Below are 24,374 nucleotides of genomic sequence, written 5' to 3' on the forward strand. Positions count from 1 at the left end.
CGGGCGGTTGCCCGATATTCATAAGGCATGCCTCGACTCACCCCCGCAGTGCTGCGGACGCTCGACATCCTCGAGCTGTTTCTCGACGGCGACGAGCCGCTGAGCGCGCCCGACGTGGTGCGGCTCACCGGCCTGCCGCGCACCACCGTGCACGAACTGCTCTCGACGCTGGTGGCGCGCAACTATCTGCAGCGGGATGACGCTACCAGCACCTTCCGGCTGGGAGTGCGGCTGCTGCACTTGGGCAACGCATACTCGGCGCGGTTCGACCTGCTGAAGGCGGCGAACGAGGTGGCGCGCGAGGCATCGGACAGAAGCGGTGAGACGGTGAGTGTGGCGCTGCGCCAGGGCGCGGAGGTCTTCTACCTGGCCAAGGTCGAGAGCCGCGACATCCTGCGCCTGCCCTCGAGCATCGGCCAACGACTGCCGGCCAACGCGACCGGGCTCGGCAAGGTGCTGCTGGCCTACCTGCCCACCGACCAGCTGCACGCGCTGTTCCCCGACCCCGAGAACCTGCCGGTGATGACCGAGCGAACGATCCGAACCCTGCCGGAGCTCGAGCGCGAGCTGGCCGGAGTGCGCGAGCGCGGCGTGGCCTTCGAGCGTGAGGAGTCGACGCCGAACATCCGCTGTGCCGCCGCGCCGGTGCGCGGGGCATCGGGCGACGTGGTGGCGGCGATCAGCACCTCGGTTCCGGTGCCGCGCTGGCAGCAGCATCCGGAGCAGTACTGGGTGGATCTGGTGCAGGATGCCGCGGCCCGACTGTCGGCGGAACTCGGCTACGCGCCGGCTCGCTCAGCAGACCCGAGCAACCTCGCCGGCTGAGCCGCTGAGGGGCCGAGCTGGCTCCGCGCGTCCGTCACGGAGGATGTGCTGTGGACACGCCGCCCCGGCGGCCAGGTTGAGGCGGCGTGGGGCCGCAGCTCCTCCGCTGCGGACACGTGCTGCCCAGCGGGCGCGTGAGCGCGCGAGAACCGAGGGTGTGCGGAGAGCGCGACGCCACCGAGGGCGAAAAGCCGTGTGTGTGTGTGTGTGTGTGTGTGTGTGTGTGTGTGTGTGTGTGTCGCCGCGGAGGAGAAGTTCGGCCGGTGCGGGACCGCGAAGGAGAAACCTCGTCATGGGTACGGCACCGCGAAGGAGAAACTGGGGGCAGGCGCGGCGGGGAAGGAGAAAACGGGGCAGCGCGCTGCAGCCAGGAAGGGGAAATCCGCGGCCTGAATTTGTCCTTCGCCGGGTGCGGATTTCGAAAATGATCCTTCGTGAGCGCGCCGGCCCGTCACAGAACACCGGTTTCGGGTGCGCGGATGTTCGAAACTCCTGCGTCACGTGCTGAAGCGGGAGACCCCGCGACCTGCGGGGGCGAAAACCGGGGCCGCCGGGTCGTGTGGGACGGACACGCCCGGGAGCCCCGGCCCTGCGCTCACGCTGCTGGACGTGGCCTCGGGAATCGCAGGATCGCAGCATCCTTCGCCCCGGCCTTGACGATGTCTCCGCGCTGAGTGAATCGCGCCAGGGCGTCATCGAGGCAGGTGCAGAAGCTGAAACGGACGGGGTCGGCGAACTCCATGACCTCGTACCGGCCATGGGTCAGTTCGATGAATCCGAGCAGCGACCGCGCGTCGTCGTGCGGGATGCGGCGGTCACAGATCCGCCATTCGTGTTCGGAGATTGCGTCGACTCTGATGTCGTCTGAGGTTCGGGTTTCGTGTCGTTCGACGATCAAGGGGGGGTCCTTTCCGAGATGCCAAAGAGACGATAGGACGCGAGGTTCGGCCGCTCAAGGGCTTGAATTTACGCGCGCGATATGCCTTCTGTGTCATTTCCGAGGCGCCGAGCGACGCGCTGGATTGGCTGCCGTAACACCTCGCCCCGGGGGCCTGTTCGGCCATAGCATGAGGCAATGGGCGACTGGACCGAGGTGGCCGACGGCGTGCACCACAAGCGCTACAACCCGCTCGACGTCTCCATCGTCGTGATCGAGGGGGAGTTCGGCGTGCTCGCCGTCGATACCCGATCGTCGCCGCGCGAGGCCGACGAGCTGATCGCCGACATCAGCGCGCGCTTCGACAAGCCGATCCGCTGGGTGGTCAACACCCATGCCCACTATGACCACACGTTCGGCAATCAGCGGTTCGGCCCGTTCGGGCTCGATGTCGACGTGTACGGACACCGCAACATCCGCCGGCATTTCGCGCAGTTCGAGGCGCCACGGCTGGCGGCGGCCAGGCGGGATCCCAGCCGCGAACCCGGCGGGCAGGACTGGAGCGAGGTGACGCTGACGCCGCCGACGCACGAGGTCGCCGAGCGCACCACCCTGAACATCGGCGACCGCAAGGTCGACCTCATCCCGCTGCGACCCGGCCACACCGACACCGACCTGGTGCTGCTGGTGCGCGACGCCAACACCTGGGTGCTCGGCGACATCATTGAGGAGTCGGGACCGCCGATGTACGGCTCTGGCAGTTTTCCGCTCGGCTGGCCCGGTGTGCTCGAGCAGCTGCTCGAGCAGATGCGTCCCGGCGACCGGATGATCCCGGGTCATGGGCAGGTCGTGGACCGCTCGTTCGTGGTGCGTCAGACCGCCCAGCTGAAGCTCGTGGCCGACGGCATCCGCGACGCGCACGCGCGCGGTCTCAGCCCCGACGAGGCGCTGTGGGAGCGCGATGACTGGCCATTCCCCGTCGACGGCGTGTTCTGGGCGTTCGACCGCGGACTCCGGCAACTCGACGCCCCCACCGAGGCACGCTGAAGGAGCAGACCATGCTGGCGGATGACTGGAGCACGGCGTTGAAGGATTTCCTCGTCATACCCGCCGTGACTGACAAGAACTACACGCCGGCCCTCACCGCCGAGACCCGGGGAGACGACGGATGGCGCGTCGCCTTCGACGAGACGGCCACTCCGGTGCTCACCCTCGACGTCGACGCGCTCGCGCACAACGTTGGCACGATGCAGCAGTGGATGGACGCGCGCGGACTGCTCTTCGCGCCACACGGCAAGACCACCATGGCGCCGGCGCTGTGGTCGTGGCAGTTGGATGCTGGCGCCTGGGGCATCACGGTGGCGAACGAGGCACAACTCCGTGTGGCCATTGCATTCGGGGTGCGGCGCGTGCTGCTGGCCAACGAGTTCGTCTCGCCGCGAGGCCTCGCCTGGCTGGCCGGCGAGCTCGCGAGCGACCCGGCGCTCGACGTGGTCTGCTGGGTCGACTCGCTGGACGGGGTGGCGTTGATGACGCGGCACCTGCAGGGGGCAACCCGGCCGCTCGGCGTGTGCGTCGAGCTGGGGGCGGAGGGCGCCCGCGGCGGTGCCCGCAGCCAAGCGGCGGCACTGGAAATTGCGGCGGCCGTGCGGGCCTCTGGGGTGCTGCAGCTGCGCGGCATCGCCGGATACGAGGGGAACGTGCCGGGCGCCGACGCCGACGCGAAGCTGCTCGGCGTTCGCCAGTTCCTGGAGCAGCTCACCGAGACGTTCACGGCCGTGCTGCCGCTGGTGGAGGCCGAGCGGCCGCTGCTCACGGCAGGCGGCAGCGCATATTTCGACCTGGTTGCGGAGGCGTTCGCCCCGGTCATCGAGCAGCATCCAGATGTCGACGCCGTGCTGCGCTCCGGGGCGTACATCATCCACGACGACGGGATGTACCGGCGGACCACGCCGTCGGCATCCCGGGTCGGTCCGGAGTTTCGCGCCGCCGCCCATGTTTGGGCGCGGGTCATCTCCACTCCCGAACCGGGGCTCGCGCTGCTGGATGCGGGCAAGCGCGACCTCTCGTATGACTCCGGACTTCCCGAGGTACAGCAAGTGTTTCGCCATGACGGAGCTGGCCACAAGCCGGTGCCCGTCGGCGGCCTCACGATCGTGAAGACCAATGACCAGCACGCTTACGTGTCGAGCGCGCCCGTGGGGGGCGGGGTGGACACACTGCGGGTCGGCGACCTGGTGCAGCTCGGGCTGTCGCATCCGTGCACGATCTTCGACAAGTGGCGCACCGCGTTGCTGCTCGAGAGCACGCCAGACGGGGATCCGACCATCCGCGGCGCGATCGCCACGTATTTCTAACCCGTCGGGCTTCTAACCCGTCTGGCCGCCAACCTCGTCGGCGAGTTGCCGCAGCTTCGTCAGCGTGTTGAGGTTCCGCACCGTCACCGGGCCGAGCGACTTGGGCAGGGTGAGCTTCGAGCGGCCCATGCCGTCCGGGTAGTGGATGAAGAGCTCGCCGCCGGCCACCGCCACCTGCTCCGCACCCGGCGTGACGATCTCGTTCGCCGCCGACGCCGTCACCCGACGCGAGCCGAGCGCCACGGTGACCTTCGCTCCGGCCGCGTCGGGGAAGGGGTTCGAGTCAACGATGCGCGCCAACTCGCCCGCGGTGCGCACCACCACGTCGACCCGCCTGCCCACGTGGCGCTCGAGCGCCGCTTCGAGTGCCTCCTGCACCTGTGCCTCGCCCTGGCCGGACTGGAACACCACGTTTCCGCTCTGGATGTATGTGCGCACGCGGTCGAACCCGAGCTGCTCGCAGAGGCGCGTCAGTTCCGGCATTGCCAGTTTGCCGGTACCGCCGACGTTGACCGCGCGCAGAAGCGCCGCGTATGCGGTCATGCGATGTCGAAGTGCTCGGCCGTGGTCTCGCGGTCGATCAGGAACCGGTCATCCTCGGGATAGAACACCGCCCGGCCGATGTCGTCACCGGCGAACGCGACGATGTCGTCTCGGGATCGCCAGAATGACAGCGTGCGGACTTCGCAGCGACCGTCGGGCATGTCGCGGAACAGCATGAGCGCGCCGAGGTTGCCGGGGGTCTCCCGGTATTCCGACATCCCGGTTCCCTCGATGTACTCGGTGTAGGCCTGCCGATCCTCCGGCTTGATCCAGCCGGTCCAGCTGCGCATCACGCTTCCTGATGGTGCATCGAACATCGGCGTCTCCTCATTCGGCACCATCACACGGTGCGGACCCGTCCAATATTGAAGCGGCGGCCCTTGCGCCGCAGCCGGCCTACTCGGTACAGCGCCACGATCGCCAGCAGCACCATCATCGCAACAATCTGCTGCCAGCCGCCGATCATCGCGGGCAACTGACCCGATGCGTTGAACGACGCGTGCAGCAGCCCGACAAGCAGGACACTGCCGCCGGTCTCCAGGTAGGTGATGCCGTACAGCACGCGCACAAGCAAGGCGACGACGACGAGCAGACCCCAGGAGAGCAGCACGTCGTTGAACGCGACGTTGAACCCCTGCCCGAACACCATCGGCAGGTGAATCAGCACGAACGGGATGGCCGTGAGCGCGGAGCCGCCCAGCAGCCCCCACCGCTCCATCCAGCGGCGTTGCACGAGTCCGGTCCAGGCCAGTTCCTCCCAGATGTTGGCCAGCAGTGCGCCCCAGATCACGGTCTGCAGCAGATAGAAGCCGGTCAGCGCGGGCCAACCCGCGTCAGGATTCTGGAATGTGCCGGTGGCCAGCGCCACCAGCAGGGTCAGCACGGGCAGCGCGACGACGGCCACGACGTACCAGCCGATCCCGACGCGCCACCGAACCACCTGCGCGAACAGCCTGCGCACCCCCGGTCTGCCCTCGGCAATCGCGGTCACCAACACCGTTGCACCGAGCAGAATGATCAGCTCGGCCAGGATGCCGGGCGTGATGTCGCCGAGCAGCAGGATCGCCAGCACCTGCGCGATCCAGGTGAGCCCGATCGCGAGAATCAGGAACGCCCATACCGGATGCGCGGCGATCCAGCGCCCGACCGATGAGTGGCGGGTGGCGGGACTGGGGGAGGCACCCATGAGTCTCACTGTAAGCACGAAGGTGGCTCACCGGAATGGGGTGCCGCCATCGTCGCAGCGCGTCAAGCCCTAGATTTGCCGGCTGCCCTCGCGCAGGGTGGCAGGTGTCCGCTCGAGCATTGGAGAACCCGTGTCTGAACGCAACACCCTGATCCGTAGCATGCACGACCTTGGCCTTGCCGCCTGGTTCGGCGGAACCCTGATGGGGGCCGTCGGGCTGAACGGTGGCACCGCCGAGGCAAAAGACCCGCAGGAGCGACTGCGACTGTCCTCGAAGGGTTGGGCCAAATGGGCGCCGGTGCAGGCCGCCGCGATCGTGGTGCACGGCGTCGGCGGCGTCGCGCTGATCGTTGCCAACAAGTCCCGCCTGGCCTCCCAGCCCGAGGCCCGCACCAACACGATTGTGAAGGGCGTGGTCACCCTGGTTGCCATGGGAACCACCGCGTACTCGGCGATGGTCGGCGCCAAGATGGCGAAGCACGCCGAAGAAGGCGCGGCGGGCGTGACCGAGCCGTCAGTGTTGGCCTCGGACGAGCTGACCTCCGCGCAGAGCCAGCAGAAGATCCTGCAATGGGCCATCCCGGCGATGACCGCCGCGCTGATCATCATGGGAGCTCACCAGGGCGAGCAGCAGCGTCCGGTCGCCGGTTTGCTTGGCGGCGGCAAGTACAGCAAGCACAACAACCACAGCAACTACAACAAGTACGGCAAAGTCTCCGACCTGGTCACCGCGCTGATTGCGAGGAAGGCCATGAAGATGAAGCGAGGCTGACGGGGCCGCGCTGGCCGATTCAGCGAACGGATGTCGCGGACGACACCGAATCACGCCGACCGCTGCGCTTTGCGTAGGCTCGCGCCGCGCGCACGCGCGCCCCGCAAGCCGGGGTGCACCATTCCCGGCGCGGGTGGTCTTTGAGGAAGAACAGGACGCAGCCCGGGCGTTCGCAGAGTCGCAGGCGAGCGGCATCTGTGCCGGTGAAGAGGTTGATGGCGTCGGCCGCGAGCGTTCCAAGTACCTGGTCGACCGGCGGCGCGGCGGTCTGCGCGGCAGACGCCGCGCCGTCGTGGGCCCACGCGAGGGAGGCCCAGCGTGGTGACCTCGCGGCTGCCTGGTTCACGGCGTCGACGTCGTGCTGGTCGGGCACCTCTGCCGAGACCAGCGAACCCGCGATGCTGCGCACGGCATCCCGGAGCGTGAGCAGGGTGTCGAGTTCGACATCGGCCAGGTGCGCCGCGGTCGCTGCAGGAGCGCCGGCCCGAGCGAGCCGCTCGGCGAGCTGCTGGACCCACGCGGTCGCGTCGTCTGGCGAACCCAGGCCTTCGGCCGGCTTGCCGCGCACGGCGTGGTAGGTGTTCATCAGGTCGAGCGCCAGGCCCTCGCCGAGGATCGGGGCGCCGCCCCGGTATTCGGCGGACGTCATCTTCTTATGGTACTCGCGATTTGCAACCGTGAGAGTAATCTGATGAACTCTCTAACGGCACACGCCGCCCCTAACCGTTAGAAGGAGCCTCATGACTCGCATTCCCCTCATCGACCCCGCCACCGCCACCGGAGCTGCCGCCGAGCAGCTCGACGCCACCCAGCAGGCGATGGGCGCGGTGCCGAACATGGCGCGCGCCATGGTGAACAGCCCGGCCGCACTGAAGGGATACCTGGGTCTGTCGGGTGCGCTCGGCAAGGGCGTGCTGCGTAACGCCACCCGCGAGCGCCTCGCCTTGGCCATCGCCGAGTCGAACGAGTGCGCCTACTGCCTCTCGGTGCACACCTACACGGGTGAGCACGCCGCCAAGCTCGACGAGGAAGACATCCTGGCCGCTCGCGAGGGCTCCGCGGTCGACCCGAAGGAGAACGCCATCCTCACCTTCGCCCTCGCCGTGAACGCCAGCCGCGGTGACATCGCCGACGCCGACTTCGAGGCCGCGCGCACCGCCGGCCTGAGCGATGCCGAAATCGTCGAGGTGATCGGCGCCGTCGGGCTGAACTCGCTGACCAACTTCTTCAACAAGGCGATGCAGACCGACATCGACTTCCCGGTCGTGCTGCCCGGCACCGCGGGCAACGTCGACGCCGCCTAGCCAGACCGGCACTGCCTGGCGCGAACAGCACAGTGGCGGCATCCGTTTACCGACGGATGTCGCCACGTCTGTGTCTCACTGGGCCGCGAGCAACCCCTGGATCTGCTCGCCGAGCACCGGGCTCAGGCCGGCGCTGAATGTGGCGGTGATGTGGTGGCTGTCGCGGTAGACCAAGGTGTCGCCCAGCACCGCGGGGCAGAGCTGGTCGTCGCAGAAGCTGCCGAGCAGGTCGACGTAGCTCGCGCCAGCTGACTCCGCGGCATCCTGTTCTGCCGATCGCACGTCGTGGTTGATCGCCTCGTCGGGGGTGCGGCCGCACGCAGTCGCGTCGTCCAGGTTCGACGACAGGCAGATCGCCGGCGTCTCGCCCATGTCGGGGCTGTCAGAGATGACGCCTACCTTCGAGGTGTCAGGCAGCGCGGCGACGGTGGCCTCGAGCCCGGCGCCCCACTCCTCGGAGAAGCGGTCGTCGCCGCGCACCAGGTCGGCCTGGCCGTAGTTGGTGAGCAGCACCAGCGCCGGCGGGTCGGCGACCAGCCGGTCGATCACGCCGTCACGCCAGCGGTCGCACTCCGTGTAACGCGAGCCGTCGCGCATCAGTTCCACGGTCACCGACGGGCACGAGCTCTTAGTGTTCGAGTCGAGTTGGATCTGCCCCTCCTGGGCCAGCTTCTCCAGCGCGGGGTACCACTGCGCAGCGTGCGAATCGCCGAACAGCACAACCCGCGGCGCATCCGCGTTCGGAGCGAGCAGGCAGCCGGCCGGGTCGGTGTCATCGAAACCGAGGTGGCAGTCGGTGGCGTAGATCGACGGGTTGTCGTCCTCTGCCTCGGTCAGCGACGGCTGCAGATTGTCTGGCACGAACTCGGTGGCGGGCAGCGCCATACCGGACCCCGCGGCGGCGGCCACGGTCCTGCCGGAGCTGAGCTCGGTCTGCGAGGTGACCGCCAGCGACCCGCCGGCCAGCACCAGCACCACGATCGAGGCGATGCCGCCGGTCATGATCGAGCGCGCAGGCCGCGACTGCGCCCAGAATTTCGCGCGCCGGGCCGGGTCTTCCACGAAGGTGTAAAGCAGGGCGGCGATCGGGATGCTGAGCGCGCCCAGGATCAGCTTGTCCATGGGCTGCAGCGGGTCGATGTTCCGGAACGCGGCCTCCGGAATTACCAGCAACGGCCAGTGCACGAGGTACAGCGAGTAGGAGATCTTGCCCAGGTACTGCATCGGTCGGATGCTGAGTACCCTCACCGGGCTGAGCGGGTGCGCGGCCGTGCCGCCGATGATCACCGCGGCGCTTGCCAGCACCGGGAGTGCCGCGTTGACGCCGGGGAACACGGTGGTCTCATCGAACAGCAGCGCCACCGCGATCAGTCCCGCGACGCCGGCCCAGCCGAGCAGGGCGGCCGGCGCGCCCTGTAACCAGCGGTAGCCGCGGCTGAGCAGGAAGGCGAGCAGGCCGCCGACGCCGAGCTCCCACGCCCGTGACGGCAGCGAGAAGAACGCCCACGGCTGGTTCTCGGTCGTCAGCCACAGGCCGAAGAGGAAGGATGCCGCGACGATCACCGCCACGAGCACGAACAGCCCGGTGCGCGACTTGCGCACCAGCAGGAAGCCGAGGCCGAGGATCGCCGGCCAGAACAGGTAGAACTGCTCTTCGACGCCGAGCGACCAGTAGTGCTGGAACGCGGACGGCGCGGTTTCGGCCAGGTAGTTGGTGCCTTCCACCGCGAACCACATGTTCGGCAGGTACGCCGCGGTGGCCAGGGCATCGCGCAGCAGGTTCTGCATCTGCAGCGGGGGGATGAACAGGAACGCGGCGATCACCGTGAGCACCAGCACCACGAGCGAGGCGGGCAGGATGCGCCGCACCCGCTTGGCATAGAAGTCACCGAAGTTGATGCGCCCGTTGCGCTCGAGCGAGTCGAGCAGGTTGCCGGTGATCAGGAAGCCGGAGACCACGAAGAACACGTCGACGCCCGCGTATCCGCCGGACAGCACGGTGACCCCGGAGTGGTAGAGCACCACCAGCATCACGGCGATTGCGCGCATGCCCTGAATGTCTGAGCGGAATGTGCGCCGGACGCGAGTGTTCATGGTTCTCCCCGTGGAACAGCGGCCAATCGCCGCGTGGAACAGCGCCGCGCGACGTCGGTGGACGCGGCGGCACTGTCCACCGTCTCACAGTTCTACCCCTGTTTGGGGGATGCTCACATCTTTTTACCTGACGTTCACACCGAGGCCGTGAACGAGGGCGCGATCGGATCGGGCACCCCAGCGGTGTCAAAAAACATGTTCCCGACAATTAGTAGGCTAGGGGGGTGAATAATCCCATCGACGTCGCGCTGATCGGTGGGGGCATCATGAGTGCCACCCTCGGAGCCCTTCTCAAGCAGCTAGAACCTTCCTGGAACATCCAGATTTTTGAACGCCTCGGCGGGGCCGCCCGCGAATCCAGCAACCCGTGGAACAACGCGGGAACCGGTCACGCGGCACTCTGCGAGCTGAACTACACGCCGCAGAAGCCTGACGGCTCGGTTGAGATCACGAAGGCCGTTGACATCAACGAGCAGTTCCAGGTCTCACGCCAGTTCTGGTCGTACCTCGTGAACGAGGGCATGCTGCCCGACCCGAGCTCGTTCATCAACAACGTGCCGCACATGAGCTTCGTGTGGGGTGAGTCGAACGTCGAGTACCTGCGGAAGCGCTGGGAGGCTCTGAAAGACCACCCGCTGTTCCAGGGCATGGAGTACAGCGAGGACGCCCGCGTCATCCGCAGCTGGACTCCTCTGCTGATTCCCGGCCGGCTCAAGTCTCAGCCGATCGCCGCCACCCGGATGACCTCGGGTACCGATGTGGACTTCGGTGCGCTCACTCAGCACCTGCTCGACTACCTCACCGAGAACGGCGCCACGATGGTCACCGAGCACAAGGTGACCGGGCTGAAGAGGACCAGGGACGGGCTGTGGCAGATCAGCACCCGCCACGAGGTCGGGATGACCCCCAGCCAGCACAAGGCGCGGTTCGTCTTCGTCGGCGCCGGCGGAGGCGCACTGAACCTGCTGCAGAAGTCGGGCATCCCCGAGATCAAGGGCTTCGCCGGGTTCCCGATCAGCGGGCAGTTCCTGCGCACCGATGAACCCGCAGTGGTCGCCAAGCACCACGCCAAGGTGTACGGCAAGGCCGCGGTCGGCGCGCCGCCGATGTCGGTGCCGCACCTCGACACCCGCATCGTCGACGGCAAGCCCAGCCTGATGTTCGGCCCGTACGCCGGCTTCAGCCCCAAATTCCAGAAGACCGGATCGTATCTCGACCTGTTCGCGTCGATCCGGCTGCACAACCTGATCCCGATGATCCAGGTCGGCCTCAGCAACCTCGACCTGGTGAAGTACCTGATCGGCGAGGTGTTCGCCAGCCCGTCAAAGAAGTTCAAGGCGCTGAAGGAGTTCGTGCCGAACGGCAACCCCAAGGACTGGTACCAGATCACTGCAGGACAGCGTGTCCAGGTGATCAAGAAGGATGCCGCGGGCAAGGGTGTGCTGCAGTTCGGCACCGAAATCGTGTCGGCCGCCGACGGCTCGATCGCCGGACTGCTCGGCGCCTCGCCTGGCGCGTCGACCGCGGTGCCGATCATGTTCGAACTCATCGAGAAGTGCTTCCCCGAGCGGATGATCGACTGGCAGCCGAAGCTCAAGGCCATGGTGCCGAGCTACGGCAAGCGGCTGTCTGATAACAAGACCGTCGCCAGCCGCACGTTGAAGAGCACAGCGAAGGTGCTGGAGCTGCAGCTCTAAGAGTTCCCAGGCGTGGGTGGCGACATCCGCTCTGCGGTAAATGCGCGCTTTTCGTTCTACCCTGCCGCGCTGTTGCGGCGTACCGTTTAGCCCATGAATCTGCGCGGCGGCGTTGGGCGGGCCGTGGGAGCGCTCGCTCTGGGCGCAGGCCTGCTGGTCGGTGCGGCGCCTGCGATCGCAGTGCCTGCGCCGACTTCGGCTGTGCTGACGACGACCGCGGCCGCCGCGCGAGCGGAACTCGTGGTGTTCGGCGACTCCTACTCGGCGGGAATCGGCGCAGGGACCATGCAGCCGAACCCGCAGATTCCCGGGTGTTATCAGGCGGCGCCCGGATACGGCGACCTGCTCGGCCAGCGCGCGCAGCTGCACCTGGCGATGAACGCCGCGTGCTACGGCGCCACCTCGCTGAGCGTGCAGCGTCAGATCGCGATCGCGGTTGACGGCGGGTACCTCGACACCGACACCGGATTGGTGACGATCACCGCCGGTGGCAACGACGTCGATTTCGGCGGCATCCTGCACGCTTGTCGCGAGGGCACGCCGGCCTGCCAGCGGGCGATCGGCGTGGCGTCGGCCTCGATTCCCGCCGTGCGCAGTGCGCTGGTCGCCGACTACTCGGTGATGCGGCAGCGTGCCCCGAACGCCACCATCGTCGCGCTCGGCTATCCGCACCTGCTTGACCCGTCAATCGCCGGCACCGGCATGATCAGCGCGGAGGCCGCGTCATTGTTCAACGGCGGCACCGACGTGTTGAACGCGGCGATCGCCGACGCGGCGGCGCAGGTTCCGGGTGTCGTGTACGCCGACGTCGTCGGCCGCTTCGCGGGTCACGGCATCGGGGCGGCGGATCCGTGGATCTGGTTCGATCCCGCCGGCACCGACCCCCGCGCCTTCCACCCGACAGCCCTCGGCTACAAGGGCGGGTACTACCAAGCGGTGATCAGCCTGATCGGCGCTGCGCAGCTCTAAGTCGGGAGGTACCGGACATGGTGGTCCAACACCCGCAACGCCCCGCACAATCGACGAACTCTGTTACCCCGCGCCAACGCTGGTTGGCCCGACTCGCGTTCCTCGCCGCGTTCCTCGCGGCTGCCGTGCTCGTCGTCTTTGCAGGGCTGAGAACCTTGCCACTGCTGATTCTCGTGGTCGGCGCTCTCGCAGTGGGGATCGCGGCATTCTTCTGGTTCCTCACAAACCGAGGTGCGCTTCGGTGGATATCGCTCGGTGTCCTGGTGTTGACGCGCATCGTGGTGGTGGTCCTGCTCATCCGCGCGCAACTCTTATGGGTGGTGTTGCTCACCCTGGGGCTCGCGGTGCTCGCCGGGATCTGTGCCCGCGCCGCCCTCCACCGCCACCACGCGGACTGGGTCATGCTCGTGCATCCGGCCCCACCGCCGAAACGCGCCTTTCTGGTGATGAATCCTCGCTCGGGAGGGGGAAGGTGGGGAAGTTCGACCTCAAGAAGCAAGCCGAGGCACTCGGTGCAGAGGCGGATCATCGACTGGCAGCCGAAGCTCAAGGCCATGGTGCCGAGCTACGGCAAGCGGCTCTCTGATAACAAGACCGTGGCCAGCCGCACGCTGAAGAGCACCGCGAAGGTGCTGGAGCTGCAGCCGTAGCTGTAGCGTCACTGGAGCGGGGGATGGCAACATCCCCCGTTTCTGCTTAACCGCGTCCCGCAGGTGAGCGCGCCTGGGGAGTCTTCTCGGGGAAGTCGTGGGTGACCCCCTTGAACGCCGGATTGCTCTCGGTTACATTCGCCGAGAACGTCAAGCGTCACTGCTCGCGTTCACGAGTTAACCGACGTACCCCATGATCTGGCACCGCCGCACCCGCACCCGCATTTGTACCCCCGAGAGCGACCTGCGCGGGGGTCAGGATGGAGCGCGTCGGCTGCCTCGTGCCTGTGAAGTCCTCGGTGCCGCATCCGCCGCGCTCCTGCTCTTCGCCTCTCCGGTGCTGATCGCAACGCCCCCGAGCGCGGCAGCAGCCGACATCGCACCAGACGACGGTGACGCGATCGACGAAAATCTTGATGAGACCGCCGTTCCGGAGGAAACGACCGAACCCGAACCGGACCCTGAGCCGGAACCAACAGCGGAGGAGGAGGAGGAGGAGGAGGAGGAGGAGGAGTCGGAGAATGAGTCGGAACCGGAGCTGGAGACGGACCCAGCACCCGAGGTGGAGCCGCAGCCGGCACCGAAGGCTGAGCCCACGCCCGAGCTGGCGCCGGCCCCCGTCCCAGCGCCTGCTCCAGCTCCCGCCCCGCAAGCACCACGTGTGCCGGCGCCCGCCCCCGCGGCGCCGCCCACCACTTCCAGCGCATCCGAGCCTCGAGTCGCGCGGGCAGTCGATCCCGTTCTCACGAGTGCTACCCCCAACGCGGGTTCGATCGTCGGTGGAACGAGGGTGCAGATCACCGGGCAACATTTCCTCGGCGCAGACGAGGTGCTCTTCGGTGGCATTCGCGGAACCGACATCCAAGTGGTCTCAAGCACCGAACTCTGGGTGACGACCCCCGCGCGGGGCAACGACGGCAACGTCAACGTGCGTGTCTTCACGGCCGCCGGTGGACGCAGCGCGGGAGATTCCCCGGTGGATTTCCGGTTCGTACCCATCCCCGCCCTCACGCGTGTAACGCCCTCGGCGGGCAGTGACCTTGGCGGCACGCTCGTATTGATCTCGGGCACCGAGCTTAACGGGGCGAGTTCCGTGACGTTCGGCGACACCCCTGCCCAGATCGTCACTATGAACCAGAACAGGGTTCGCGTCGTTGCCCCGCCGCGGCAGCACCCCGGTCCTGTCGACGTGCGCGTCACCACGCTCGGTGGCACGACCGTTCCGGTGCCGGATGGATCGTTCGTCTACGCTGCGACCCCGGTGATCTCGTCCACCTCGCCGGACACCGGGACCACCGAGGGTGGAACGATGGTCACTCTGCGCGGGGCGAACCTTGAGCAGGTGTCAGAGGTGACCTTCGGTGGTGAGGAGGGCAGCGATCTGGAGGTCATCTCAGGCACGCAGCTGCGCGTGAAAGCCCCGGAACGAACAACCGTTGGCGAGGTGCCGGTGACAGTCACCACGGACACTGGCATCAGCGCGGAAGCTCCGGAGTCCGTGAGCTTCGACTACGAAGCCCCGCCCGTGGTTGCGGAATCGACGGTGCACAGTTACTGGCCTCTGGGCGTCATCGGAATCCTGTCGTGGTCGGTCTGGTTCATCCGGCGCTTCCTCGCCCGTCACCGCTACCGTGTCGTAGAGAACGACTTTCGCACCACGACATCCGTGGTCGTGCCGGTCTACAGAGAAGACCCGGACGTCCTCGAACGCTGCCTGCGCACCTGGCTGCGGGAAGACCCGACCGAAGTCATCCTCGTTGTCGACGATCTGGATGATGCCCTGCTCGAGCACTTGCATGGCTTGAACTTCGAGAAAGTGCACATTCTCGAATGGCATCACACCGGCAAGCGGGGTGCCCTCGGCGCGGGCGTGCGTCGGGCTACCGGCGAAGTCGTGGTCTTCGCCGACTCCGACACAGAATGGCGCCCGGGCATGCTCGCCTCGTTGCAGATGCCCTTCGTCGACCCGAAGGTCGGCGGTGTCGGCAGCCGCCAGCACGTGTACCTTCCGCAGACCAACGTCTGGCGCCGGGTTGCGTACTGGATGCTGAACACGCGGTACCTCGACTACGTGCCCGCCATGTCACGACGAGGAGGGGTCGCCTGCCTCTCGGGACGCACGGCGGCCTACCGACGCTCGGCCATCACGCCGCTCCTGCCGGCGCTCGAACACGAGATCTTCCTTGGGCGCCAGTGCGTGGCCGGCGACGACGGTCGGCTCACCTGGCTGGTTCTGGCATCGGGCTTCACCACAGTGCATCAGGACACCGCGCAGGCCGACTCGATGTTCCCCGATGATCTGAAGGCCTTCCTGCGCCAGCGAGTTCGATGGAGCCGCAACTCCTACCGCTGCTACCTCACCGCGGCATCGCAGGGTTGGCTGTGGGGGCAGCCCTTCGTCACGCAGGTGACCGTCCTGCAGATCCTGCTGACCCCGATCTCGATGGGGGCGACGATCTGGTACGCCACCAGCTGGATCCGGGAGGGCGGCTGGATCGCTGCGGCAATCGTGCTCGCCTGGGCGATCGGGGGCCGAGCCCTTCGTGGCATGTCGCACCTGATGGAGAACCCGCGGGAGATTGTGCTGGCCCCACTGGTGGCCCTCACCATCGCTGTCATCGCGCTGCCGATCAAGCTCTGGGCCGGGATCACGATGAACAAGCAGGGCTGGCTTACCCGCCAGGAAGGCCAGCGGGTACAGGGCCAGCAGGAGATTCGAAGCGAGGTCTCACTCGATGTCGGTCAGGGCTGAGCTGACCCCGCGGCGGCTCCTGGTCGCCCTGCTCCTACTCGCACTCCTGCCGGCAGTCCTTGCCATTTCGGCCGCGATGTACAGCCCCCCGCAGCCCCCGCCCGGTCCTCCCGCCTACAACCCGGTGCCCCTGCCGAAGGACGGAATCCTCAATGCCTTACAAGCCAGGGAGTTGCAGCGCAGCCGCAGGGTAACTGCGAACGCGCCGTTGTACGCCGCGGCGCTGTACGCCGGGCCGCAACTGCTGCCTGCCCAGTTTCCGGAGCCGATCCCGACGATTCTGCTCCCGCCGCGCGCTGAACCGTACAGCCTGACGGAGGTGCAGGGGCTCCTCCCCGACGCCTTCGAGACGATGGACAATGCGGTGCTGCTGCGGGCCAGTCTTGAGATTCCCGACGGTGCTCGTTTGATAATCGATGGCGCTGCCAGCCCTGAACTTCGACTCCTGAGCTCACCCGACGGATTCGCCACCATCATCGCCCGCGGCGGCACACTCGACGTGCGCGGAACCAGGACGACGCCGTTGAAGGTGTCGTCCTGGGATCCCGTGGCGGGCGCTGTCGACGAGAATCCAGATGATGGGCGGTCATTCATACTCACTCTCGGCGGTCGGATGGACATCGCCTACGCCGACATCGGATACCTGGGTTTCGGCACCGGCACCAGCTCGGGCATGGCCTGGCGCGGCGCCGAGCACGTGGTCGGTCAACCGCCGGACCCGGCGCTGGGCGACGTCAGCAACTCTGTACTGCACAACAACTGGTTCGGCGCGTACACCTACGAAGCGCGGGGCATGCGCTGGATCGGCAACACGCTCGCCAACAACACGGCGTACGGCTTTGACCCACACGACCTGAGCAACGACTTCCTGGTCGAGGGCAACGTTGCTCACGGCAACGGTCGGCACGGGTTCATCTTCTCGCGAGGCTGCGACCGCAACGTGCTGCGCGACAACGTCGCCTACGACAATCGCGGCCACGGCTTCATGATCGATGACGGTCGCACCGAGGGTTCCGAATACGGGGCGGCCAGGCGACTTCCCTCGAACGACAACACGCTGATCCGCAATCACTCCTACGACAACGACGGCAGCGGAATCGAGATCGAGGGTGGCTCCGGCACGGTCATCGTCGACAACCTGGTCGAACGTAATCATGTCGGTGTGCGCGTGAAGAACGGCGCCTCGGCGTTCATCCACGACAATCGCTTGGTCGACAACGCCCTGGCCGGCGTCGACGTGCTCGCGAACGCCGGGCGAGTCACGGTAGCCGAGAACGTGATCACCGGCGGCTGGGCGAGTATCGCGCTCAGCGAGCAGGGGGCAGCTGCGCTGACGAACAATCACCTGCAGGACGCCTCCGCTCCGATGGCGATCGCGGGCGAAGCGGTGCGGGATGAGGACCTGATCACCGTGATCGGCCGCGTGTTCCGGTGGAACCCGCTGCTCGTGCTGTGGGCGGCGATCCTCGGCATCCCGGCGGTGCTGGGCTTGCGCCAGCTCGCAAGAGTTCGTCCTGACGCGCGCGTACGCCGCCACCCTCGGTAGATTTAGAGGGTCACAGAGTGAAGCGGATGTCGACGCAGACATGCGCGAGTTTTCCGGGAGGTACCGGCAATGGCGCTCCACAACCAGCAAGGCTCCGCACCATCCGCGAATTCGGCATCGCCGGGCCAACGCTGGCTGGCCAGGGCGGCGTTCCTTGCCGCGTTTGCCGCGGCTGTCGTGCTCGTGGTGTTCGCTGGACTGAAAACCGTGACGCTGCTGCTCGTGGTGGTGGGCGCTCTCGTGGTGGGGATCGCCGCATTCTTCTGGTTCCTCACTACCCGAGGCGCGCTGCGCTGGATCTGGTTGGGGATCGTCATCGTGGTTCCCCTCGTCGTGCTCGGCCTTCTCATTCGCGCGCAGCTCCTGTGGGTGGTGTTGCTTGCTCTGGGGCTGGCGGTGCTGGCCGGTGTCTGTGGCCGCGCAGCCCTCCGCCGCGACCGCGCGGAGTGGGCCATGCCCGAGCATCCGGTTCCGCCGCCCAAGAACGCTTTTCTGGTGATGAATCCGCGCTCGGGCGGGGGAAAGGTGGGCAAGTTCGACCTCAAGAAACAAGCAGAGGCGCTCGGTGCAGAGGTGGCCTTGCTCGAGGGGCCCGGCATCGTCGACGTCGCGGCGCTGACCCGACAAGCGGTGGAGCAGGGGGCGGACCTCCTCGGCGTGGCCGGTGGTGACGGTACGCAGGCTCTGGTCGCGGGCATCGCTGCCGAGCATGACCTTCCGTTCCTGGTGATCAGTGCCGGAACCCGCAACCACTTCGCATCCGATCTCGGACTGGACCTCGCGGATCCGTCCAGGTGCCTCGACGCCCTGTCGGACGGGCTCGAACTCCGAATCGACCTCGGAGACGTCGATGGGCGCACCTTCGTCAACAACGCCTCCTTCGGCGCCTACGCCGAGGTGGTGCAAAGCCCGGCGTACCGAGACGACAAGACCGGGACGGTTCTGCGGATGCTCCCGGACTTGATCGGCGGGCACACCGGGGCGCGGCTGCTCGCTCGCGTCGGGGGCGTGACGATCGAGAAGCCGCAGGCCGTGCTGGTGAGCAACGGGCCATACGAGACACACGATCTGGCGGGGCTGGGCCGTCGGCCACGACTGGACCGCGGAACCCTCGGAGTGGTGACGATCTCGGTGAGCAGCGCGCGACAGGCTGTCGGCCTGCTGCGCCGGACACACCAGAACGGACTGACGCAACACACCGGTCTCGAGGTCGTCGTCGACGCGGACGAGGCGGAGATCCCCATCGGCATCGACGGTGAGGCGCTCATCGTCCCGACGCCCGTGCGGTGCACGATCACACCCCGGGCGCTGCGGGTTCGGGTACCCCGGAACCGTCCCGGCGTTCTCCCGGCCAGACGTCCGGTCGACTGGATTCGACTGCTCCAGCTGGCAGGGCGCGGTTGACCCAGATTCGAACATGTGTTCGAATAGTTGCATGCGGTGGAGCGGTCAGCAGGTCAACACGGAGCAGGAGCAGGACGGGGCACTGCCCGGGCTCGCCAAGCTGAACAATCTGGTGCGCACGGTGCGCACCCCCGAGTTTGACGGCATCACCTTTTACGAGGTCCTCGCCAAGAGCGCGCTCAACCACGTGCCGGGCCCCAGCGCGATGCCCTTCGGCTGGACCATCAACCCCTATCGGGGCTGCACTCATTCTTGTGTGTACTGCCTCAGCGGCGACACCTTCGTGCTGATGGGCGACGGGAATCAGAAACCCCTGCAAGACGTGCGCGTCGGTGATGAGATCTACGGCACCGAGGTTCGCGGCAGCCACCGACGATATGTGAAGACAACCGTGCTGGCGCACTGGAAGACGAGTAAGCCGGGGTACTTGATCACCCTGGCCGACGGCACCGAACTCGTCGCAAGCGGCGATCACAGGTTCCTCAGCGATCGGGGCTGGAAACACGTGACCGGTGCCATGTCCGGGCCCGACACCCGTCCCTACCTCACGACGAACAACAAGCTCATGGGCTTCGGTACAACCGGCCTCGGCGGCGTCACACTCAGCATCGATGGCGCCGCAGTGAAATCCGACGCGCGGCTTCAGATTGTGTCGATCGTGCCGCTTCGGGGTGGTCCCATCGACATGTATGACATCACTACCGGAACCGGTGACTTCATCGCGAACGGCGTGATCAGCCACAACTGTTTCGCTCGCTCCACTCACAGGTACCTTGACCTCGACACCGGCAAAGACTTTGACAGCCAGATCATCGTCAAGGTGAACGTGGCCGAGGTGTTGGCCAAAGAACTCGCGAAACCCAGCTGGGAACACCACCCGGTGGCGCTCGGTACGAACACCGACCCGTACCAGCGGGCGGAGGGGCGCTACCGGCTGATGCCCGGCATCATCGCGGCGCTCGCCGAGTCGGGCACGCCGTTCTCGATCCTGACCAAGGGCACGATGCTGCGCCGCGACATCCCGCTGCTCGCCGAAGCGAGTGAGCGTGTTCCGGTCGACGTCGCCATGTCCATCGCGATCTTCGACGACCGCATTCAACAGTCCATCGAGCCAGGAACCCCCACGCCCACGGCGCGGCTGGCCACTGTCACCGCAGTGCGCGACGCCGGCATGGACTGCAGCGTGTTCATGATGCCGATTCTGCCGTTCCTCACCGACACCACGGCCCACCTCGACGAGGCGCTGCGACAGATCAAGGCGGCGGGAGCGACCAGCGTGCTGTACACGGCGCTGCACCTGCGGGCCGACGTCAAGGACTGGTACATGCTCTGGCTCGACCGGGAGTTTCCGGAACTGGGCTCGAAGTACCGGGCCATGTATCGCACCGCATATGCGCCGAAGGATTACCGCAGCTGGCTGGCCGCGCGGATGAAACCGCTGATCCACAAGCACGGGCTGCAGCGTGGCCGAGAAGACCCTGCGACCGGCGGGGTGCGGTCGGCGGCCCTTGGCCTGCTGCGCACTGCCGACGGCGAGCGGGCGTCGCTGATCGCCGAGGAGCTGCCGCCCAGCATGGCGGCCCGGGCGATGCAGGGGGCGCAGCCGACGCTGTTCTAGGGGAAACCGGGTCGACGGGGGTAGACAAGGGGGTCGACCCGGGCTTGAACCGCTGTCATAATTCTTGGGCCGACGCCTCAGGAGGTTTCATGCCGTTCGGGTTGCCGCTCCACCTCGCGGAGAGCACCTTCGTCCGCGCTGTGACGCGCGCCTCTCACGCGGCAGCCGGCGTGTGCCTCGCGGTCGCCGCTCTCATCCTCGGCATCCTGCAGTTGTCCGGCATCGGTCTCATCCTCTGGCCGGCGATGCTTGCGCTCATCCCGATGATGGTGCTGCTGGTTCTGCTCGAACGCCGGCCTACGCCGCTCGCCGCTGGCGCATACCTCGTGATCGGCGCCGCCTGCGTGTACTGGTTCGCGCTGACCGTCACCGCGCAATACGCGATGGTGGCCACCAGCGATGCGTTCCTGCTCGCGCTGCCGAAAATGGCGCTGATCCTGGTGGCGGCTCCCGCGCCTCGCATCCGGCTGCGGTTGCTCTGGTGCGTCGCCGGGTACGTGGCCGGTGAGGCGGCGACCCTGGCCGCCGTGGCGCAGACGCCAGCGACTGCGCAGGTCGATGTGTCGGTGCTGATCCTCTTCGCGGTGACGCTCGCGCTGATCGCCGCGTCCGCGGCAAACCGCCGGTCCACCCGGCTCGCGCGCCCCACCCTGCACCTCGCCGCCCGCGACGAGCAGCTGTCACGGCTGCGCACCCGCATCGAAACTCAGGCCGCCGCGCTGGTGCATGACACCGTGCTGAACTCCCTCGCCGCGGTCGCGGCATCCGCCCCCGGCCGCGTGAGCGCGGGGCTGCGCACACAACTGCAGCGCGACCTGGAGTTGCTCATCGGCGGCGACTGGTTGCGCGAACTCGGTGAGGACCCCGCAGACCCGGCCACCGACGGCGAGCAGCAGCGGCGACTGAGCGCCGCCATCGACGACTGTCGACGGCTGGGTCTCGACGTGGAGACCACCGGCGACATCGCCGCGGTGCGTCGCCTGAGCGTCGAGCGTGGCGCCGCTCTCGCGTTGGCCGTGAAGCAGTGTCTGGTGAATGTTCTCAAACACGCCGGAACGGACAGAGCGCAGGTCGCGATCTACGGCACGGACACGGATGTCGCGGTGATGGTGATCGACACCGGTCGCGGCTTCCTGCAGGACAACACCGGCGGTGACCGCTTGGGCATGCGCACCTCCATCCACCGCCGGATCGAGGCCGTCGACGGCCAGGTGCGGGTGTGGTCCACCCCGGGCCGCGGCACGTCGGTGATGATGCAGGTGCCCGCCGCGCACACCACCCCGCAGGTGAACGGCAGATGAGCGCGTCCGAACTCACCATGCAGCGGTTCGACCCGCTCAGCGGGTTGTCGGCGCGGGGCATGGCGATCACCGTCGGCGCGTTCGCCATCGTCTACGCAGGGATCGCAACCTGGACGCACCGCGACGAGCTGCGCTCGCCCGAGGCGGCCTGGGCGGCGCTCGGACTGCTCGTCGTCGCCTGCACCGTGATGGTGCTGGCATCCGATCCGCTGCGCGCGCCGTACTCGCGATCGACCAACCTGCTGGTGCTCCTGCTCGGCATGGGTGCAGTCACACTCAATGCGGTGTCGACCTGGGAGGTCCTCCGACATCCGCGCGACGACTGGGGGCCCATCGTGCTCGGGCTGCTCATTGTCGCGCAGTCTCCGTTCCGACCTGTGAAGGAGATCGTGGCGCTTGGCCTGCTCTCGAGCGCGGTGATCGGGCTGGTGATGGCGGTGGAATACGCCCCCGGCGATTCTCAGCTTCCCCACGCCATCGAAGTGGTGGTGGCGGTCACCCCCGTGCTGGTCCTCACCGGGTGGGCGTCCGCGTTCACCGCAGTGATGGTCGACGCGCTGCAGGGGTGGAACCGGCGAGCAGCGGGGGCGGCCACGGCACTCGCCGACGAGTGGCGCGACCCGATCGCACGGTCGGTGCAGCAGGAACACGTGACCGTGCTCAGCCGGGAGGTCGTGCCGTACCTGTCCACCCTCGTGGCGCGTGGCCAGCTCACCGAGGCCGACCGCATCGAGGCGCTCCGCATCGCGCAGACGCTTCGGTCGGTGATGGTGGCCGAGGTCGGCCGCAGCTGGCTGGCATCAACGCTTGCGCAGAGCGGCTTGCCCGACGCGCTCGACGATCCCGACGGGAACGCGGAGCGCATGGACACCGACCAGCGCACGGCGCTGCGCGCGCTTGTCGTGGCGGCGCTTCACCATCCCGGCTTCGACCCGCGCCGATTTCGGATCGTCATCCGGGCGGCTGACGGCAGTGGCTGCGTGGCGGATGTCGCGGTCACCATCCGCGGCCCGGAGTTCACGGTGCGCTCCGAATTCGCCCCGTACTTTGCGGTGCTTCGCATGGTTTTCGGTGACCTGACCGTCACCGGTATCGGTCCCGCGCGCAGACTAAACTTCTCCTATGGTCATTAGCGATGTGAGTGAGGGTGCCGCTCAGGCCACCCGGCGGGTGCGCCTCGCCATTCTCGATGACCACGAGGTTCTGCTGGACAGCATGAGCAGCTGGATCATCCAGAATGCGCCGGATTTTCACCTCGTGCTGAGCGCGAGCACGTGGATCGAGATGGTTCACAGCGACAACTTCCCGACCGACCTCGTCTTCATCGATTTCCAGTTGAACGAACCGGTGTCGATTGAGGCCCGCGTGCGCACCTGCCGCGCGGCCGGCGCCACCGTGATCGTGCTCAGCGGCTTGGACACCACCGAAGCCCGCGAACGCGCGTTGCAGGCCGGAGCCGTCGCGTTCCTCCCCAAGACGATGGGCATGGGCGAAGTGATGGATGCCGCGCGCGGCATCATGGGCGTGGCCCGCGACAGCAGCTTGCAAAAGGACTGGCGCCCGTTGCCGGTTGGCGCCACCAACCCGGTGCGGCCCAAGCTGAGTGCCGGCGAAGAGGATGCGCTGCGGCTGTATGTGCGGGGCCTCAGCACCAGCGAGGTCGCCCACCAGATGAACGTGCAGTATGAGACCGCGAAGACCTACCTGCGCCGGGTGCGGGAGAAGTACTCGCGGGTGGGCCGACCGGCGAGCAAGAAGTCAGAGCTCATCCGCCGCGCCGCCGAAGACGGGTACCTGCAGTAGTGGCCAAGCTGTATTTCCGGTTCGGGGCGATGAACAGCGGCAAGAGCACCTCGCTGTTGCAGGCCGCCTTCAACTACGAAGAACGCGGCCAGACCGTGCTGCTGGCCAAGCCGGACATCGACACCAAGGGCGAGGCATCCATCGTGTCCCGGCTCGGGGTCACCCGGCTTGTCGACTTCACCGTAGGCGCCGACGACAACATCCGCGACCTGTTCGCCGCCGAGCGCGCGAACGTGAAGAACACCACTGGTCAGGATGTCGCGTGCCTGCTGGTGGACGAGGCGCAGTTCCTCAATGCCAGCCAGGTCGACGATCTACTCCGCATCGCCGTGCTTGATGATGTGCCGGTGCTGGCTTACGGCATCCGAACCGACTTTCAGACCGCGGCGTTCCCCGGTAGTCGCCGCCTGCTGGAGATCGCGCACTCCCTGGAGGAGTTGAAGACCATCTGCCGCTGCGGACGCAAGGCCGTGTTCAACGCGCGGCAGATCGACGGGCGTTTCATCTTCGACGGCGACCAGGTGGCCATCGACGGCGCGCACGTCACCTACGAGTCGCTGTGCGCCGCCTGCTACCTCCAGGAGAGCGGCGGGCAGCTGGCCGCGCGGCACTAGCCGCTGCCCCTTACTCAACGCGAAAGGGCCGCCCTGCTGGGCGGCCCTTTCACTTTCTGTCG

21 protein-coding genes and 1 pseudogene are annotated in these 24,374 nt (G+C 67.3%); 16 read left to right on the forward strand and 6 right to left on the reverse strand.

What is annotated here, in order from left to right:
* Window positions 1-27: 27 nt before the first annotated feature.
* A complete protein-coding gene (locus tag HCT51_RS01510; RefSeq protein ID WP_166875905.1) occupies window positions 28-825 on the forward strand; it encodes an IclR family transcriptional regulator in 798 nt (265 codons plus the stop codon).
* Window positions 826-1,420: 595 nt separating this feature from the next.
* Here the strand turns inward: HCT51_RS01510 and HCT51_RS01515 are convergent.
* Window positions 1,421-1,723, reverse strand: coding sequence for a hypothetical protein (locus HCT51_RS01515; RefSeq protein WP_166875902.1), 303 nt, complete (start codon window positions 1,721-1,723; stop codon window positions 1,421-1,423).
* A 177-nt stretch (window positions 1,724-1,900) separates the two neighbouring features.
* Here HCT51_RS01515 and HCT51_RS01520 point away from each other — a divergent pair, with 177 nt between their 5' ends.
* Entirely contained in the window at window positions 1,901-2,749 is an 849-nt protein-coding gene (locus HCT51_RS01520) for an MBL fold metallo-hydrolase (RefSeq protein ID WP_166875899.1), read from the forward strand.
* A gap of 11 nt (window positions 2,750-2,760) precedes the next feature.
* On the forward strand, window positions 2,761-4,059 hold the full coding sequence (locus HCT51_RS01525) for an alanine racemase (protein WP_166875896.1): 1,299 nt from the start codon (window positions 2,761-2,763) through the stop codon (window positions 4,057-4,059).
* A 12-nt stretch (window positions 4,060-4,071) separates the two neighbouring features.
* On the opposite strand, the gene HCT51_RS01530 is transcribed toward HCT51_RS01525, so the two are convergent.
* Genes HCT51_RS01530 through HCT51_RS01540 form a run of 3 tightly spaced genes read right to left on the reverse strand, consistent with a single transcriptional unit; the run spans window position 4,072 to window position 5,788 of the window.
* Window positions 4,072-4,602, reverse strand: coding sequence for a DUF1697 domain-containing protein (locus HCT51_RS01530; protein WP_166875893.1), 531 nt, complete (start codon window positions 4,600-4,602; stop codon window positions 4,072-4,074).
* Window positions 4,599-4,919 carry a hypothetical protein gene (locus tag HCT51_RS01535; protein WP_224760611.1) on the reverse strand — a complete coding sequence of 107 codons (321 nt, stop codon included), beginning with the start codon at window positions 4,917-4,919 and terminating at the stop codon, window positions 4,599-4,601. Before HCT51_RS01535 ends, HCT51_RS01530 begins: the two co-directional genes overlap by 4 nt.
* A gap of 23 nt (window positions 4,920-4,942) precedes the next feature.
* On the reverse strand, window positions 4,943-5,788 hold the full coding sequence (locus HCT51_RS01540; RefSeq protein WP_166875890.1) for a CPBP family intramembrane glutamic endopeptidase: 846 nt from the start codon (window positions 5,786-5,788) through the stop codon (window positions 4,943-4,945).
* Window positions 5,789-5,948: 160 nt separating this feature from the next.
* On the opposite strand from HCT51_RS01540, the pseudogene HCT51_RS01545 reads away from it, so the two are divergent.
* Window positions 5,949-6,437: pseudogene (locus HCT51_RS01545) on the forward strand (hypothetical protein); the annotation flags it as partial.
* 142 nt (window positions 6,438-6,579) lie between these two features.
* Here HCT51_RS01545 and HCT51_RS01550 read toward each other — a convergent pair.
* Window positions 6,580-7,209, reverse strand: coding sequence for a CGNR zinc finger domain-containing protein (locus HCT51_RS01550; protein ID WP_166875887.1), 630 nt, complete (start codon window positions 7,207-7,209; stop codon window positions 6,580-6,582).
* A gap of 91 nt (window positions 7,210-7,300) precedes the next feature.
* Between HCT51_RS01550 and HCT51_RS01555 the strand changes: the two genes are divergently transcribed.
* Window positions 7,301-7,864, forward strand: coding sequence for a carboxymuconolactone decarboxylase family protein (locus tag HCT51_RS01555; RefSeq protein WP_166875884.1), 564 nt, complete (start codon window positions 7,301-7,303; stop codon window positions 7,862-7,864).
* Between the two features lie 75 nt (window positions 7,865-7,939).
* On the opposite strand, the gene HCT51_RS01560 is transcribed toward HCT51_RS01555, so the two are convergent.
* A complete protein-coding gene (locus tag HCT51_RS01560) occupies window positions 7,940-9,958 on the reverse strand; it encodes an acyltransferase family protein (protein ID WP_166875881.1) in 2,019 nt (672 codons plus the stop codon).
* A 224-nt stretch (window positions 9,959-10,182) separates the two neighbouring features.
* Here HCT51_RS01560 and HCT51_RS01565 point away from each other — a divergent pair, with 224 nt between their 5' ends.
* The 11 genes from HCT51_RS01565 to HCT51_RS01615 all read left to right on the forward strand — a co-directional run bounded on the left by HCT51_RS01565 (window position 10,183) and on the right by HCT51_RS01615 (window position 24,312).
* Complete coding sequence (locus HCT51_RS01565; RefSeq protein WP_166875877.1) at window positions 10,183-11,655, forward strand: malate:quinone oxidoreductase; 1,473 nt, start codon at window positions 10,183-10,185, stop codon at window positions 11,653-11,655.
* 93 nt (window positions 11,656-11,748) lie between these two features.
* The gene (locus HCT51_RS01570; RefSeq protein WP_166875874.1) at window positions 11,749-12,624 is read left to right on the forward strand and encodes an SGNH/GDSL hydrolase family protein; all 876 of its coding nucleotides are present in this window, start codon (window positions 11,749-11,751) and stop codon (window positions 12,622-12,624) included.
* 17 nt (window positions 12,625-12,641) lie between these two features.
* The gene (locus HCT51_RS01575; RefSeq protein ID WP_166875871.1) at window positions 12,642-13,274 is read left to right on the forward strand and encodes a malate:quinone oxidoreductase; all 633 of its coding nucleotides are present in this window, start codon (window positions 12,642-12,644) and stop codon (window positions 13,272-13,274) included.
* A gap of 193 nt (window positions 13,275-13,467) precedes the next feature.
* Complete coding sequence (locus HCT51_RS01580; protein ID WP_166875868.1) at window positions 13,468-16,026, forward strand: IPT/TIG domain-containing protein; 2,559 nt, start codon at window positions 13,468-13,470, stop codon at window positions 16,024-16,026.
* Window positions 16,010-17,572: a right-handed parallel beta-helix repeat-containing protein gene (locus HCT51_RS01585; protein ID WP_166875865.1), complete on the forward strand. Its 1,563-nt coding sequence runs from the start codon at window positions 16,010-16,012 to the stop codon at window positions 17,570-17,572. Before HCT51_RS01580 ends, HCT51_RS01585 begins: the two co-directional genes overlap by 17 nt.
* A 69-nt stretch (window positions 17,573-17,641) precedes the next feature.
* On the forward strand, window positions 17,642-18,976 hold the full coding sequence (locus HCT51_RS01590; RefSeq protein WP_166875862.1) for a diacylglycerol/lipid kinase family protein: 1,335 nt from the start codon (window positions 17,642-17,644) through the stop codon (window positions 18,974-18,976).
* A 31-nt stretch (window positions 18,977-19,007) separates the two neighbouring features.
* Window positions 19,008-20,594 carry an Rv2578c family radical SAM protein gene (locus HCT51_RS01595; RefSeq protein WP_166875858.1) on the forward strand — a complete coding sequence of 529 codons (1,587 nt, stop codon included), beginning with the start codon at window positions 19,008-19,010 and terminating at the stop codon, window positions 20,592-20,594.
* An 89-nt stretch (window positions 20,595-20,683) separates the two neighbouring features.
* Entirely contained in the window at window positions 20,684-21,895 is a 1,212-nt protein-coding gene (locus HCT51_RS01600) for a sensor histidine kinase (protein WP_166875855.1), read from the forward strand.
* Window positions 21,892-23,028, forward strand: a complete 1,137-nt coding sequence (locus HCT51_RS01605; protein ID WP_166875852.1) for a hypothetical protein — start codon at window positions 21,892-21,894, stop codon at window positions 23,026-23,028. The genes HCT51_RS01600 and HCT51_RS01605 overlap by 4 nt, the downstream gene beginning before the upstream one ends.
* Window positions 23,018-23,698 (forward strand): response regulator transcription factor, encoded by a 681-nt coding sequence (locus tag HCT51_RS01610; protein ID WP_166875849.1) that lies wholly within the window; start codon window positions 23,018-23,020, stop codon window positions 23,696-23,698. The genes HCT51_RS01605 and HCT51_RS01610 overlap by 11 nt, the downstream gene beginning before the upstream one ends.
* Window positions 23,698-24,312 carry a thymidine kinase gene (locus HCT51_RS01615; RefSeq protein WP_166875845.1) on the forward strand — a complete coding sequence of 205 codons (615 nt, stop codon included), beginning with the start codon at window positions 23,698-23,700 and terminating at the stop codon, window positions 24,310-24,312. Before HCT51_RS01610 ends, HCT51_RS01615 begins: the two co-directional genes overlap by 1 nt.
* Window positions 24,313-24,374 lie beyond the last annotated feature (62 nt).

Source organism: Salinibacterium sp. ZJ450 (assembly GCF_011751885.2).
Taxonomy (GTDB): Bacteria; Actinomycetota; Actinomycetes; order Actinomycetales; family Microbacteriaceae; genus Ruicaihuangia.